This window comes from Micromonospora sp. I033, assembly GCF_053890995.1.
The window spans coordinates 1-14,547 of record NZ_JBSSLX010000153.1; the positions used below are offsets into that span (position 1 = coordinate 1).

The 14,547-nt window shown below is 72.5% G+C and carries 14 protein-coding genes and 1 pseudogene; 6 read left to right on the forward strand and 9 right to left on the reverse strand.

The features are described from left to right. Positions 1–1,230: adenylosuccinate synthase (locus ACW0Q9_RS21985; RefSeq protein ID WP_456184211.1), on the reverse strand; the 1,230-nt coding region annotated here is incomplete at its 3' end. Between the two features lie 122 nt (positions 1,231–1,352). On the opposite strand from ACW0Q9_RS21985, the gene ACW0Q9_RS21990 reads away from it, so the two are divergent. Both ACW0Q9_RS21990 and ACW0Q9_RS21995 read left to right on the forward strand, forming a co-directional pair. Beyond that, a complete protein-coding gene (locus tag ACW0Q9_RS21990; RefSeq protein WP_456184213.1) occupies positions 1,353–2,351 on the forward strand; it encodes a diacylglycerol kinase family protein in 999 nt (332 codons plus the stop codon). A 681-nt stretch (positions 2,352–3,032) separates the two neighbouring features. After that, positions 3,033–4,202 (forward strand): annotated as a pseudogene (locus ACW0Q9_RS21995) (MinD/ParA family ATP-binding protein); the annotation flags it as partial. A gap of 50 nt (positions 4,203–4,252) precedes the next feature. Here the strand turns inward: ACW0Q9_RS21995 and ACW0Q9_RS22000 are convergent. After that, entirely contained in the window at positions 4,253–4,681 is a 429-nt protein-coding gene (locus ACW0Q9_RS22000; protein ID WP_456184215.1) for a DUF3151 domain-containing protein, read from the reverse strand. 261 nt (positions 4,682–4,942) lie between these two features. On the opposite strand from ACW0Q9_RS22000, the gene ACW0Q9_RS22005 reads away from it, so the two are divergent. Further along, positions 4,943–6,157 (forward strand): LOG family protein, encoded by a 1,215-nt coding sequence (locus tag ACW0Q9_RS22005; protein ID WP_456184217.1) that lies wholly within the window; start codon positions 4,943–4,945, stop codon positions 6,155–6,157. A gap of 53 nt (positions 6,158–6,210) precedes the next feature. On the opposite strand, the gene fbaA is transcribed toward ACW0Q9_RS22005, so the two are convergent. Then, complete coding sequence (fbaA, locus tag ACW0Q9_RS22010) at positions 6,211–7,233, reverse strand: class II fructose-bisphosphate aldolase (RefSeq protein ID WP_091264413.1); 1,023 nt, start codon at positions 7,231–7,233, stop codon at positions 6,211–6,213. A 131-nt stretch (positions 7,234–7,364) separates the two neighbouring features. Beyond that, complete coding sequence (locus ACW0Q9_RS22015; RefSeq protein ID WP_456184220.1) at positions 7,365–7,748, reverse strand: phage holin family protein; 384 nt, start codon at positions 7,746–7,748, stop codon at positions 7,365–7,367. Positions 7,749–7,897: 149 nt separating this feature from the next. Between ACW0Q9_RS22015 and ACW0Q9_RS22020 the strand changes: the two genes are divergently transcribed. Beyond that, positions 7,898–8,110 (forward strand): hypothetical protein, encoded by a 213-nt coding sequence (locus ACW0Q9_RS22020; protein ID WP_262283518.1) that lies wholly within the window; start codon positions 7,898–7,900, stop codon positions 8,108–8,110. A gap of 33 nt (positions 8,111–8,143) precedes the next feature. On the opposite strand, the gene ACW0Q9_RS22025 is transcribed toward ACW0Q9_RS22020, so the two are convergent. Next, positions 8,144–9,205: an LCP family protein gene (locus ACW0Q9_RS22025; protein WP_456184222.1), complete on the reverse strand. Its 1,062-nt coding sequence runs from the start codon at positions 9,203–9,205 to the stop codon at positions 8,144–8,146. Beyond that, complete coding sequence (locus ACW0Q9_RS22030; RefSeq protein ID WP_456184224.1) at positions 9,202–9,687, reverse strand: SigE family RNA polymerase sigma factor; 486 nt, start codon at positions 9,685–9,687, stop codon at positions 9,202–9,204. The genes ACW0Q9_RS22025 and ACW0Q9_RS22030 overlap by 4 nt, the downstream gene beginning before the upstream one ends. Before the next feature lie 177 nt (positions 9,688–9,864). On the opposite strand from ACW0Q9_RS22030, the gene ACW0Q9_RS22035 reads away from it, so the two are divergent. Further along, positions 9,865–11,454, forward strand: coding sequence for an LPXTG cell wall anchor domain-containing protein (locus tag ACW0Q9_RS22035; RefSeq protein WP_456184226.1), 1,590 nt, complete (start codon positions 9,865–9,867; stop codon positions 11,452–11,454). Between the two features lie 170 nt (positions 11,455–11,624). Then, entirely contained in the window at positions 11,625–12,443 is an 819-nt protein-coding gene (locus ACW0Q9_RS22040) for a DedA family protein (RefSeq protein WP_456184228.1), read from the forward strand. 177 nt (positions 12,444–12,620) lie between these two features. Here the strand turns inward: ACW0Q9_RS22040 and ACW0Q9_RS22045 are convergent, their stop codons facing one another. From ACW0Q9_RS22045 to ACW0Q9_RS22055, 3 genes are all read right to left on the reverse strand, one after another. Further along, positions 12,621–12,998 (reverse strand): ArsR/SmtB family transcription factor, encoded by a 378-nt coding sequence (locus ACW0Q9_RS22045; RefSeq protein WP_007073957.1) that lies wholly within the window; start codon positions 12,996–12,998, stop codon positions 12,621–12,623. A 57-nt stretch (positions 12,999–13,055) separates the two neighbouring features. Further along, complete coding sequence (gene pyrE, locus ACW0Q9_RS22050) at positions 13,056–13,595, reverse strand: orotate phosphoribosyltransferase (RefSeq protein WP_355634566.1); 540 nt, start codon at positions 13,593–13,595, stop codon at positions 13,056–13,058. A gap of 166 nt (positions 13,596–13,761) precedes the next feature. Next, positions 13,762–14,547: SDR family NAD(P)-dependent oxidoreductase (locus ACW0Q9_RS22055; RefSeq protein ID WP_456184231.1), on the reverse strand; the 786-nt coding region annotated here is incomplete at its 5' end.

The following is a 14,547-nucleotide window of genomic DNA, read 5'->3' on the forward strand; positions in this document are numbered from 1 at the left end:
GCTGACCTTGGTGCCGCAGAGTTCCTCGATGCGGGCGATGTAGCGTCTCGCGTTCTCGGGGAGGTCTTCCTCGGTTCTGGCCTTGGTGATGTCTTCCCACCAGCCGTCGAGCTCTTCGTAGATCGGCGTGGCGTGGTGGAAGTCGGTCTGCGTCATCGGCATGTCGTCGAAGCGCTCGCCGTTGATCTCGTAGCCGACGCAGAGCGGCACCTTGGGCATGCCGGTCAGCACGTCCAGCTTGGTGATGACCAGGTCGGTGACGCCGTTGAGGCGGCACGCGTACCGGGCCACGACGGCGTCGAACCAACCGGTGCGGCGCTCGCGGCCGGTGGTGGTGCCGTACTCGTGACCGATCTTGCGCAGGTGCTGGCCGTTGTCGTCGAACAGCTCGGTCGGGAACGGGCCGGAACCCACCCGGGTGGTGTACGCCTTGCTCACCGCGATGACCTTGGTGATCGCGGTCGGCGGGATGCCCGCGCCCACACACGCCCCGCCCGCCGTCGGGTTCGACGAGGTGACGAAGGGGTAGGTGCCGTGGTCCATGTCGAGCATGGTGGCCTGGGCGCCCTCCAGGAGGACGGTCTCGCCACGGTCCAGCGCGTCCCAGAGCATCACCCGGGTCTCCGCGATGTACGGCCGCAGCCGCTCGGCGTACCGCAGGTACTCCTCGACGGTCTCGTCGACGTCGATCGCCTTGCGGTTGTAGACCTTGAACAGCACCTGGTTCTTCTCGCGGAGCGCCAGCTCCAGCTTCTTGCGCAGGATGCCGGGGTCGAGCAGGTCCTGGAGCCGGATGCCCATCCGGGCGACCTTGTCGCCGTACGCGGGGCCGATGCCCCGGCCGGTGGTGCCGATCCGCGAGCTGCCCAGGTAGCGCTCGACCACCCGGTCCAGCGCCCGGTGGTGGGGCATGATGAGGTGCGCGTCACCCGAGATCCGCAGCCGGGAGACGTCGACCCCCCGCTCGGCGAGACCGTCGATCTCCTCCAGCAGCACCTTCGGGTCGACCACGACGCCGTTGCCGATGACGATCATCGCGTTCGGCGACAGCGCGCCGGACGGCATCAGGTGCAGCGCGTACTTCTGGCCGTCCGGGGTGATCACCGTGTGACCGGCGTTGTTGCCGCCGGAGTAGCGCACGACGTAGTCGACCCGCTCACCCAGCAGGTCGGTAACCTTGCCCTTGCCCTCGTCGCCCCACTGAGCGCCGATGAGCACGATCGCTGGCATCTTCTCCGCCTCCAGAAGGCTCGGGTGCCAGGTGGCGACCGGTCGGCGAGCCCGGGGTGTCAGGCTAACAAGTAGTGACGGCGGGACCGGCAGGGGTTCGTCGAGAAGCAGGAGGCTCCTTCGTGTACGACGTGGTGCTGCTCACCCTCGGCTCGGAGCGGGACGCTCCCGGCGGTGGCTGCGGCAGCGGTGGAGCCTGCTGCGGTGGCGCGTCGGAGGCGGCCGGCGAGCGGCCCGAGGAGCGCTGCGAGAGCCCCCGCGTACCGGTGCTGGCCTGCGCGGACGCGCTGACCGCCCGGGGCGCCCGGGTGGAGACCGTCACGGCCCGCTCGGACGCTGAGATCGACGAGGTGCTGGCCCGCCTCGACGGCCCGGCCCGCGCCGACGGCCTCACCTGGCCGGACCCCGATTCCAAGACGCGGCTGGTCGTCGCCACAGCCAGTGACGGACAGTTGCGCGCCGTGTTGCGCCGGCTGGTCCGGCGGTACGCTCCGCCGCCCAGCCGCCGCCCCGCCGACCTGCCCGGCAACCGGACGGTGCCCGACCTGCCGCCGGTCGGCGTACTCCCGCTCGATCCGGCCCGGTCCGGGACGGCGCGGGACCTGGCCGCGCAGCTGGGCCTGCCCCGCGACCCGGAGGCGGTGGCCGCCGCGGTGCTGGACGGCACCGCCCGCCGGCTCGACCTGCTGCGCAACGACGGCGGCTCGGTGACCCTGGACGGCGCGCTGCTCGGCGCGGCCGACGACGCGGGCCGGCCGCTGCACTGGCGGGCGCGGATCGAGGTCGACGGCACGCTGCTGAGCAACGGCGAGGAGCCGATCATGGCCTGCGCGATCGGCAACGCCGGCGCGTACGCGCGCCTGGACGACGTGACGCTGCTCGCCGACCCGGACCCGTCCGACGGCCGGGTGCAGGTGGCCGTGGCCGTGCCCGTGGTCACCCGGTCCGCGTTGGGCAGGAAGAGGGTACGGCTGGAGGTGCGCCGGGCCCGGGGCCGTGCGACGGCGGTCGTACCCCGCGACGAGAAGGTGCCCTACCTCGACGACGGCGTCGAGGGCGAGCTGAGCCGGAAGCGGTCCTGGTGGATCGAGCCGGGCGCCTGGGCGGTCTGGACGGCCTGACCTCCGTCGATCCCCGCTCGGGCCACCCGGCTGACCGGACGGCCTATCCTCGGCGGGAGGAATGGGGAGGAACCGTGGTGCACGAGAACGCCGACCGGGCCCACGTGCCGGGTCAACCGCAGGTGCCGGAGCGGCAGGGCCGGTACCCCGGCGACGACCGCCCCGGGACCGGCGGACGTCGTCCGGGCGGATGCCTCGACCGTCGACGCCCGAACGCCCGGCGAAGCGGCGGAGAGCTCCGGCGACCGCGGGGCCGGTGCGCCGCCGAACGGCCGGCCGGAGTCCCCCTGGGCCCAGCCTCCGCAGCGCGCGACCGCCGACTCCGTCACTCCGGCCCCGCGCGCCGGACCGGTTCCGCCATCGACCCGGGCCGACGCGGTGAACCCGCCCGCCACCGGACCAGCGACCCCGCCCGACGCCGCCGGCCCGACGCAGGCCATCCCACCCGACGCCGCGCACTCGACGCAGGCCACCCCACCCGACGCCGCGCACCCGACGCAGGCCACCGCCGACCCGACCGCCCGCGGGCCGGTCACGCCCGCGACCGGAGCCGCCCCGCAGGACGATCCCCAGGCCGGCCTCGGAAGCCAGGCTTCCGGCGGGTCGCCTGAGGCCGCGGCGCCGCGGCTCGGCCCGTTCCCGCCCTCGCCGGGCGTGCCACTCCAGCAGCCCTACGGCGACGGCACGGCGTACCCGCCGGGACCGGTCGGCTACGGGCAAGGGGCGCCGTCGCAGGCCGGGACGGCCGGCTGGTACCCGCCCGCCTGGCCGCAGCAGGCCGGCCCGCCCGCGCATCCGGGCGCGCCCCAGCAGCAGCCCGGGCCACAGCCGCAGCCTCAGCAGCCCGGGCCGCAGCAGCAGCCCGGGGTCCGGCAGCCGGTGCCGGGCGCGTACCCCGAGCAGGTCTGGACGCCGGCGAGCGGTGCCCCGCCGACGGCGGAGGACTTCGCCCGGCGGCGGCAGGCCCGGCCGGTCGACCCGGTCGCCACCATGGGCGTCCGCGCGGTGGTCAACAAGATCGGGCTGGTCCGGCTCCCACCCGGGCGGCAGGAGCAGGAGATGCGGCGCGACATCGAGATGGTGCGCCGCAACTTCGGCGGGCTGCGCCAGGTGACCGTGGTGAACCCGAAGGGCGGCGCCGGCAAGACGGTCGCCATCCTGCTGCTCGCCATGACCTTCGGCCAGAAACGCGGCGGGTACGTGCTGGCCTGGGACAACAACGAGACCCAGGGCACCCTCGGGATGCGGGCGCAGCAGGACTTCCACTCCCGCACGGTCCGGGACATGCTGCGCGACCTGGCCCAGTTCCAGGGGCCGCACGGCCGGGTCGGGGACCTGTCGCAGTACGTCCGCTCGCAGGGCGAGGGGATGTTCGACGTGCTCGCCTCGGACGAGTCGGCGACCGGCGGCGAGATGCTGACCGCGGCCGCGTTCGCCGAGATCCGCGAGGTGGTCAGCCGCTTCTACAAGCTGATCTTCGTGGACACCGGGAACAACGTCCGGGCGCAGAACTGGCAGGCCGCCATGGACGCCACGGATCAGCTGGTGGTCACCATGTCGGCGCGGAACGACTCGGCCGAGACCGCCGCCCGGATGCTCGACCACCTGGAGCAGAGCGGCCGGCAGCGGCTGGTCCGGCAGGCGGTGACGGTGGTGTCGATGCCGCCGTCCCGCAAGGAGATCGACCTGCCGGCCATCCAGGAGCACTTCGCCGCGCGGACGCGGGCGGTGCTGCTGGCGCCGTACGAGCGGCTCATCGACACCGGCGAGCCGATCCGGTACGGCCAGCTCTCCTCGGCCACCCGGGACGCCTGGTTGAAGATCGCCGCGTCGGTGGCGGAAGGGCTGTAGGACGGGCGCGGCGGCCGGCTCCCCGTGGGGGAACCGGCCGCCGGTCGGGGTCAGTGGCTGGCCAGGGCGTCCCCGGCGGCCGGGTCGCAGTCGCGGAGGAACTGGGCGCAGCGCGCCGCCTCGTCCGCCTCGCCGATCTCGCCGGCCGCCCGGGAGAGCACGTAGAGGCAGCGGAGGAAGCCCCGGTTGGGTTTGTGCGACCAGGGCACCGGACCGTGGCCCTTCCAGCCGCTGCGGCGGAGCTGGTCGAGGCCCCGGTGGTAGCCGGTGCGGGCGTACGCGTACGCCGGGATGACCTGGCCCGCGTCGAGCGCCCGGGTGGCCAGCGCCGCCCAGCCCGCGCTGTAGGTCGGGAAGCGGGCCGCCACCTCGGCGAACGCCTCGTCGGTGTGCTGCTCGGCGGCGGCCGCCAGCGCGGCGTCGGCCTCCTCGTGCGCGGGCAGGAGGGTGGCCGGTGGCTCAGGCAACAGGTTCTGCATCGCCCCATTCAACCCGCTTCGCCCTGGGGTTCGCGAGGGGGTCCGGCAAGCCGGTCGGCTGAACGGCTGAGGGTTTCGTCACGCCTGCGGCGTGCCGCCCACGTACCCGCGGCCCATGCCGCGGCGAGCCTTTTTCCACTACAACTACAGATCCGGAGCCTCCCCAGGACCGGGTATGCAGGAGCCCGGCGGCCTGGCCACCGGGCTCCTGTCCGTGCCGCCCGGGTTTGCCGGCTTGCCGCCCCGGGGCAGGATGATCTGGTGCCGACCCCACCGCCCGCGGACGTCATCGAGCCGCACGACACCAGCCATGACGAGATCGAGACCCGGACCGAGTTCGACCGGCGGCTGGCCGAGGGGAGCCTGGCCGGCCTGACCGTGCAGGGCCTCCGCCTCGACCTGGACCCGGTCCCCGACCTGCGCGGCGTCGAGGTCGCCGGCGCCCTCTTCGTGGGCTGCCGGTTCGCGAACCGCGAGGTGGGCGCCGACCTGGTCCGGCGGGGCGCGAACGTCGTCCCGCCCTTCTCCGGGCTGCCCTACCCGACCCAGCCGGCCCACCTCTACAGCGCCGACGACCTGGCCGCCGGCTTCGCCGAGGGCGGCTTCGCCGGAATGTACGACACCCGGGTGTACGCGCACTTCCGCGCGCACGGCGGCGCCCTGCCCGACGTGCGGGAGGCGCTGGGCCAGCGGCTGCACGACCACGGGGTGGACAACGCCCTGGCCGACGCCACCCGGACCTGGCTGGCCGTGCACGGGCCGCAGTCCGTGGTGGGCGTGATGGGCGGGCACGCGGTGCCGCGCGGCAGCGCCGCGTACCGGATGGCGGCGGTGCTGGGCTGGGAGCTGGCGCGGGCCGACCGGCTGGTGGTGACCGGGGGCGGTCCCGGCGTCATGGAGGCGGCGAACCTGGGCGCGTTCCTCGCGGCCTGGCCGGCGGAGGAGCTGACGGCGGCGATCGACCTGCTGGCCACCGCGCCCGACTTCACCGACCACGACCGCTACACCGACGCGGCGCTGCGGGTCCGGGCCCGGTACGCGGCCGGCCCGACCCTGCCCACGCCCCGCCCGGCTGCGGCCGGCACCGAGTGGGCCCGCTCGGGCGGCCTGGCCATCCCCACCTGGCTGTACGGCCACGAGCCGGCGAACCTGTTCGCCGGGCGGATCGCCAAGTACTTCTCCAACGCCATCCGGGAGGACACCATCCTCCGGCTGGCCCGGGGCGGGATCGTCTTCGCGCCCGGCCGGGCGGGCACGGTGCAGGAGGTGTTCCAGGCGGCCACCAAGACCTACTACGGCACCGACGGGGCGAGCGGCGCGTACGTCTTCCTGGACCAGACCTACTGGACCACCGAGCTGCCGGTGGAGTCGCTGCTGCGGCCGCTCTTCGCGGCCTCCCCGTTCGGCGACCTGTCGCCCACGGTGCACCTGACCGACGACGTCCGCGAGGCGGTCCGCGTGCTCACCGCCGGCTGAGACGCGCGGAGGCCGGCACCCGATCGGGTGCCGGCCTCCGGCTCACGCGGTGGTCACTTCATCGTGGTGCCGGTGGAGCGCAGGTGCTCGCAGGCCTCCACGACGCGGGCGGCCATGCCGGCCTCGGCGGCCTTGCCCCAGACGCGCGGGTCGTACATCTTCTTGTTGCCGACCTCGCCGTCGACCTTCAGCACGCCGTCGTAGTTGCGGAACATGTGGTCGGCGACCGGCCGGGTGAAGGTGTACTGGGTGTCGGTGTCGATGTTCATCTTCACCACGCCGTAGTCCAGCGCCTCGCGGATCTCCGACAGCAGCGAGCCGGAACCGCCGTGGAACACCAGGCTGAGCGGCTTCTCCTTGTTGTACTTGGCGCCCACCGCCATCTGGATGTGGTTGAGCACCTCCGGGCGGAGCTTCACGTTGCCGGGCTTGTAGACGCCGTGCACGTTGCCGAAGGTCAGCGCCGCCATGTAGCGGCCCTTCTCGCCGAGGCCGAGCGCGTCGACCATGGCCAGACCGTCCTCGACGGTGGTGTAGAGCTTTTCGTTGATGGCGTTCTCGACGCCGTCCTCCTCGCCGCCGACGACGCCGACCTCGATCTCAAGGACGATCTTGCCCTTGGCGGCCTCGGTGAGCAGCTGCTCGGCGATCTCCAGGTTCTCCGCCACCGGCACGGCCGAGCCGTCCCACATGTGCGACTGGAAGAGCGGCTCCTGGCCGTTCTTCACGCGCTCCTGCGAGATGGCCATCAGCGGCCGGACGAACTTGTCCAGCTTGTCCTTCGGGCAGTGGTCGGTGTGCAGGGCGATGTTCACCGGGTACTTCTTGGCCACCTCGTGCGCGTACGCCGCGAAGGCCACCGCGCCGGTCACCATGTCCTTCACGGACGGGCCGGACAGGTACTCCGCGCCGCCGGTGGAGACCTGGATGATGCCGTCGCTCTCCGCGTCGGCGAAGCCCTTGAGCGCCGCGTTCAGCGTCTGGGAGGAGGTCACGTTGATCGCGGGGTACGCGTACCGGCCGGCCTTGGCCCGGTCCAGCATCTCCGCGTAGGCCTCGGGGGAAGCGATGGGCATGTCGAACGCTCCTTACTTACCGCTCTCGGCCGTGCAGGCCGCTCTCTTCCTTGGGTGCGCCGGACCGCGCTGTCCACCGCGGGAAGTATCCCGTAGGAGCGCGCGGCGGACACAACCGACCCGGGAACCGCTCACCGCTCCTCCAGGCTGTCCGGCACGACGACGTTGATCAGCCAGCTCACCACCGCCATCACGATGGCGCCCCAGAAGGCGGCCCAGAAGCCGTTCACGTGGAACGGCAGGTCCAGCCCGCGGGCGATCCAGTCGGTGAGCAGGAACAGCAGGGCGTTGACCACCAGCGCGAACAGACCCAGCGTGAGCAGGTAGAACACGCAGCCGATCACCTTGATGACCGGCTTCAGCAGGGCGTTGACGACACCGAAGATGAGCGCCACCACGACCAGGGTGAACACGGTGTTGAAACCGTTGCGGCCGGTCACCTCCACCCCGGGCACGATGAGCGTGGTGATCCACAGTGCGATCGCGGTGATCGCCAGCCGGATCAGGAACCCCACGCCATCATCCTGGCACCGGCCGCCGCGCCCGGAGGGACAATCGGCCGAGTCCGGGTCGTCGCCGCCGTTCGGCCCGGCTCCGAGCGGGGACCGGAGTCAGCCCGTACGGTGTGGTGGGAACTGTCCGCACCGAGATCCAGGGAGGGACGATGGGTCAGCCCGACGAGGACTTCGCCCCGAGCGACCACCTCGCTCCGGAGGAGCGGGACCTGGAGGCGGAGCCGGCCGACGCGGTCGAGCAGGCTGCGGCGGTCACCCCGGACGACGCCGACGGCGAGCCGCACCGGGGGCTGGAGGTCGGCGACTGGGACGCCATGGAGCAGGCCCGGGTGGTCACCGCCGACGAGGACGACTACCGCTGAGCCGTGCGGGCGGGGCCGTCGGCCCCGCCCGCGTCAGCGCAGGCCGGTGACCCGCTTCGGGTGCGCGGCGGTCCACTCATCGAGCCGGTCGCCGCGCAGCGCGTCGAGGAAGCCCGGGGCCAGTGCGGGATCGAGCTGGAAGCCGTACGGCTCCTTCTCCTTGTGCCGGACCGGCAGGTCGACCGCGACCGGGTCGGCGGTAGCGGCCTTTCCGGCCACGGAGACCAGCGTCGGCAGGGTCGCCTCCCCGGTGTCGGTGACCAGACCCGAGCCGACCTGCGTGATCAGGCGGCTGAGCAGCACCGGGTTGGTCAACACCTCCTGCTCGTGGAGCCGGCGGAGCAGTCCGGCCGCGTACCGTCCCGCGTTGCGGTCGCGGTCCAGGGCGCCGTCGGGCATCCCGTAGCGCTGGCGGAGCAGGTCCACCGCGGCGGCGCCGTCGAGCTGCTGGCAGCCGGCCGGATACACCCGCCGGGTGTGCTGGGAACGAACCGTGGCCGGCAGGCAGACGGGCACGCCGCCGACGGCGTCGGTGAGCCTGCTCGCCGACCGGTACGTCAGCACGCCGCCGGCGTCGATCCGTACCCCGGTGAGGTCGACGACCGCCTGGCGGGTGGCCTGGTAGCCATCGGCCAGGTCGGTCCCCGACCCCCGCAGGCCGTGGGCGAAGGAGGCGTTGATCTTGGCCATCCCCTCGCCGGGGATCTGCACCAGCAGGTCGCGCGGGACCGAGACGAGGTAGAGCCGGCTCCGGTCCGCCGGGACGTGGACCAGCAGGATCGAGTCAGCCCGCCGGATCCCGTCGGCGCCGGCCGCGTCCACGCCGAGCAGCAGCATGTTCAGCGCGCCGGTGGGCGTCGACGTCGGCGGGGGCCCGGCCAGCAGGTGAGCGGTCTCCGGCTGACCCGGCGCGATCGCGGTGAAGCCGGCCAGTGCGGCGGCCACCACCGCCATCGCCGTACCCGCGAGCCGGAGCCGGAGCCGGCGGCGCCGGCGGCGGGCAACCGCCCGGTCGATGGCGGCCCGGACCGGGCCGGTGGCCGGGGTGAGCGCCTCGCGCCGGGCGAAGGCGGCCCGCAGGTCGTCCTCGATCATGAGCAGACCTCCACGTACTCGGCTCGGAGGGTGGCCAGGGCCCGGGAGATGCAGGACCGGACGGTGCCCACGGCGCAGCCGAGGATCTCGGCGATCTCCGCGTCGGGCAGGTCCTCGTAGTAGCGCAGCACCAGCGTGGCCCGCTGCCGCCGGGGCAGCCGGGACAACCAGGACCACACCTGGTCCCGGTCCACCGCCGACTGCGCGTGGTCGCTCGGCGCCGGGACCGCCTCGTCCGGATCACCGCGCAGCAGCACCCGGCGTGCCCACGAGCCGCGCCGCCAGTCGATGAACTGGTTGGTGAGCATCCGGCGCACGTACCGCTCCGGGGCGTCGCTCCGGGCGACCCGGCGCCAGTTGAGCTGGACCCGGACCATGGTCTCCTGCACCAGGTCCTGCGCCTGGTGCGGATCCCCGGTCAGCATGACCGCATACCGCAGCAGGGCGCCCAGCCGCGCATCGGCGAACTCCTCGTACGTCACTGCACCTCCCGGTGTCCCGCCCTGTTGACGGGAACGGGCCGGCGGAACATTGCACCGCCGCTGGTCAACCGTTCGGTCAATATCTGCCGGCCAGAGCATCTCGGGGCAGCGCGGCACCTTAAGGCTTCTTTAAGCTCCACGGGCTCCACCTGATCATTCACGGGAGGAACCCCCACCATGCTCACCAACTCCACCCGGCGGTGGCTCACCGGGTTGGGCGTCGCAGGCGCGTTCGTCGCCGCCTCCGCCACCCCCGCCTCCGCTGCGGAGGCCTCCTTCGAGATCGTCACGCACGATTTGCTCGTCGCGCCCGGCCACTCGAACTATGGCTGGTTCTTCGCCCACCCGACCGACCACGAGTCGGAGCCGAAGTTCGGCCCGACCACCGTGGACATCGACCTGTCCCAGGTCGCGGACTTCGCCACGGTGGAGTCGGCGTGGGACTGGACGTGCGAGGTGTCGCCCACGAAGCTGCACTGCGAGACGGACCTGGCGGACGGCGACGAGCCCTGGTTCGACTACATGGTCACCGGCAAGGACGGCGCGAAGCCGGGACAGCAGGGCGACCTGGCGATCAGCATCACCTCGGGCGGCAAGACGGTCACCGCCACCGCCGGCATCACCATCGCTGAGGGTGTCGACCTGGTGAGCGACGCGACCGTCGAGGCCAGCGGGGCCCCCGGCAGCCACGCCCGCGTGCCGGGCGTCGTGCGCAACGCCGGGGAAACCGCCGTCGACGGAACCGTCCTGGTCGTGCAGGCCGACTGGCTGGCCGCCTACGACGGGAACTTCAGCAACTGCAAGGCGCACGAGGAGGGCGTTTTCGCCTTCTGCGCCATCGACACCAAGCTGGAGCCAGGCAAGTCGTACAAGCTCTCGGAGAACCTTCCGATCAAGCTCCGCCCGGAGACCCGCACCGGCGCCAAGTTCCCGGTCTACCTGGACTGGTGGACCACAGATGACTTCAACCAGGCGTTCGAGGACTGGCAGGACGAGGTCACGCCCGGCGACGGCGTTGAACTCCGTCTCGTCGAGCAGACGGTGAACGCGGCGCGGGTGCCGCAGACGGACCTGGACACCCAGAACAACATGACCATCGCAACGGTCCGAGTGACCGGCGACAACCCGGCGGACCTGGCGACCAAGGGTGCCACCGCCAGCGGCAAGAAGGGCGACGTCGTCACCGTCCGACCGAGCTTCACCAACCTGGGGCCGGCCGTGCTCGAGTACATCGGTCAGGGGACGCCGGGCATCCAGCTCGAGGACCTGCCGGTCCGGATCTCCATTCCGGCAGACACGACGGTGATCGAGGCGCCCTTCGACTGCGTGCCGTTCGTGCCGACCGAGGAGTGGGACCCGTGGTTCGCGGGCTGGGGTGAGCCGGGCGCCAAGGAGTATGCGTGCCAGGTCACCGAGAGCCCGAAGGGCATGGAGAACCCGTACGAGTTCCAGCTCCGCATCGACAAGGTGGTGCCGAACGCCAGCGGAAAGATCGTCACCACACTGGCTGGCGACCCGAACAGCAAGAACGACACCGCCGCGATCGTCATCAACCCGGCCGGCGGCGGCAACCCGGGCACGCCGGGTGACGGTGGTCAGGGTGGCGGTGGCGACGGCGACGGTGGTCAGGGTGGCGGTGACGGGGGCACCCTGCCGATCACCGGTTCCTCCACCGGCCTGATGGCCGCCGTCGGCGCGCTCCTGCTCGCCGCCGGCGCCGCCGGCTACGTGGTGTCCCGCCGCCGCAAGACCCGCTTCGTCGCCTGACCAAGCACCAAGGTGCCCCGCCGACCCCGGTCGGCGGGGCACCGGCGTGTCCGGGCGCCGCCACGAGCTGGTCTTCGCCATCCTGGCCTGCGAGTCCGAGCCGGTCGACCCGCGGCGGTGACCCGTCCACCCGGTCCGGCGCGGCACCGGACCGGGCCCGGGTACCCTTTGTGGCCGTGGACACAGCTGAGAAGACCCGGGTGCTCTCCGAGAGCGTGGCCCTGAACCCGCTCGACCCGAAGGACCTCATCCACACCTTCGGGATGATCGGCGTCTGGGCGATCCTCTTCGCCGAGACCGGCCTGCTGGTCGGCTTCTTCTTTCCGGGCGACTCGCTGCTCTTCCTGGCCGGGGTGGCCGCCTCGCCGGTGGCCGACGCGATCTTCGGCGACGGCACCCGGCTCTCGCTGACCGGCCTGCTGATCGGCGGGCCGCTCTGCGCGATCGTCGGCGCCCAGCTCGGGCACTGGCTCGGCGCGCGCTACGGCAAGCGGATGTTCGATCGCCCCAACTCCCGCCTGTTCAAGCGGGAGTACGTGGAGAAGGCCGAGTACTACTTCCAGAAGTTCGGCCCGGCGAAGGCCGTGGTCCTGGCCCGGTTCATCCCGATCGTGCGGACGTTCCTCAACCCGGTGGCCGGGGTGCTCGGCATGCCGGCCCGGCAGTTCTTCCTGTGGAACGTGGTCGGGGCGATCCTCTGGGTGGACGGCATCCTGCTGATCGGCTACCTGCTGGCCGACCAGATCTACGAGGCGATCGGCGACAAGATCGACCGTTACATCCTGCCGGTGGTGGCGCTGATCATCCTGATCTCGGTGCTGCCGATCTTCTTCGAGTTCCTCCGTGACCGGCGGGCGCGCAAGCGCGGCGAGGCGGTCGCGGTGATCGCGGCGGCCACCGCGGCGGGCACCGTCGAGGCGGTCCGGGACGCGGTCGACGGCGACGACGACGACCAGCACCACCGGCGCGGCGGCCAGCACCGCCGCTGACCCGAGGAGACACCGAAGGCCGGCCCCCTTCTCGGGGGGCCGGCCTTCGACTACGACCTGTCGACCTGCGGGTGGTACGGATGACGGGCAGCCGTCACCGTCCGGTGGTGGCGCCACCCCTGGCACGCCACCCGTCGCCGCCCGAGGCGGCCACCCGGACCTCCGACACGTCCGGATTCAGCGGGCCTTCTTGGTGGCCCGCTTCCGCGGCGGGGTGAGCAGATCCGCGATCGTGGCGATCGCGGTCGGCACCAGCCGGTAGTACGCCCAGACACCGCGCTTCTCCCGCTCCAGCAAGCCGGCCTCGGTGAGGATGCGCAGGTGGTGGCTGACCGTCGGCTGCGAGAGGCCGAGCGGCGCGGTGAGGTCACACACGCACGCCTCCCCCTCGGGAGCCGACTGGATCAGGCTGAGCAGCCGCAGCCGGGCGGGGTCGGCGAGGGCCTTGAGGACCCCCGCGAGCCGCTCGGCGTCGGCACGTTCGATCGGCTCGCCGGCAAGCGGCGAGATCTGAGGCATGGTCATTTCAGCCAACGCAGTTCCCACGTATTCCATCCTTCCACCAGCAGCATCGATCCGCCTGCATATCAGCAGATCCGAATCGGCAAACTTTTACGCCACAAGGCCGAGGTCAGCCAACGTATAGGCCGCCCGATAAGGCAGTCCGGCGGCTCGCACCGCGTCGCCGGCGCCTCGATCAACAATAACCGCCACACCCACCACCTCGGCCCCGGCCTCGCGCAATGCCTCGACGGCGGTCAACACGCTGCCGCCGGTGGTCGAGGTGTCCTCGACCGCCAGCACCCGGCGCCCGGCGACGTCCGGCCCCTCGATCCGTCGTTGGAGGCCGTGCGCCTTGCCCGCCTTGCGGACCACGAAGGCGTCCAGCGGGCGATCGGTCCCGGCCGACGCGTGCAGCATCGCGGTGGCCACCGGGTCGGCCCCCAGGGTCAGCCCGCCCACCGCGTCGTACGCCCAGTCCGCGGTGAGGTCGCGCATCACCCGGCCGATCAACGGCGCCGCCCGGTGATGGAGCGTGACGCGACGCAGATCGACGTACCAGTCCGCCTCCCGACCCGACGAGAGCACCACCCGGCCGTGGACCACAGCCAGGTCGGTGATGAATTTACGCAGGTCGTCGTGGTCCCCCATGGCGATAGAGGGTACTTCGCAAGTCTGGGAGGCGGGCGTGGGGTCCTCCCTGGTCAACCCTGCGGGCGACCGACGGGTGGCGATGCCCGACTACGCTGTGCGACTGTCCATCCCGGTCAGCGGGCGGGCATCCCGGTGACGGGACACCCGCCGGCCCGGCCCGGGGTCAGTCGCCGGCCCGGCCGACCCGGCCGCGGGTGTCCCGGGAGACGCCGCGCAGCAGCCGCCGGGGCGCGTGCCGCAGCCCCGCCACGGCCAGCTTGTACTTCCAGCTCGGCACGCTGACCGCCTTGCCTTTCCGCAGGTCACGCAGGCCTTCGTCGACCACGTCGTCGGTCCGCAGCCACATCCACGCCGGGGTGCGCGACATGTCGATGCCGGCCCGCTCGTGATAGCCGGTGCGGGTGTAGCCGGGGCAGAGGGCCATCACGCGGACGCCGAACGGCGCCACCGACTGGCCGATCGATTCACTGAAATTCGTCACCCAGGCCTTGCTGGCCGAGTAGGTCGATCCCGGCATGGGGACACCGAAGCCCGCGACCGAAGAGACATTTATCACTGCCCCGTGGCCTCGTTCGACCATCGGGCCTAGGGCCGCGTGGGTCAGCCGGAGCACGGCCAGCACGTTGAGCCGGACCAGCCGCGCCTCGTCGACGACGGTCGACCGGACGAACGGGGTGTTGAGGCTGATGCCGGCGTTGTTCACCAGCAGCTCCACCGGCGGCTCGCCGGTCAGCCGGCCTTCGACCGCGGCGCAGCCGTCGTCGGTGGACAGATCCGCGGCGACGGTCTCGACCCGGTGGCCGTGCCGGCCGGTCAGCTCGGCCGCCAGGGCGTCGAGCCGGCCCGCGTCCCGGGCCACCAGGACGAGGTCCCAGCCGTCGGCGGCGAGTCGGCGGGCGAACGCCTCGCCGATGCCCAGGCTGGCGCCGGTGATCAGGGCCCGGCGCGG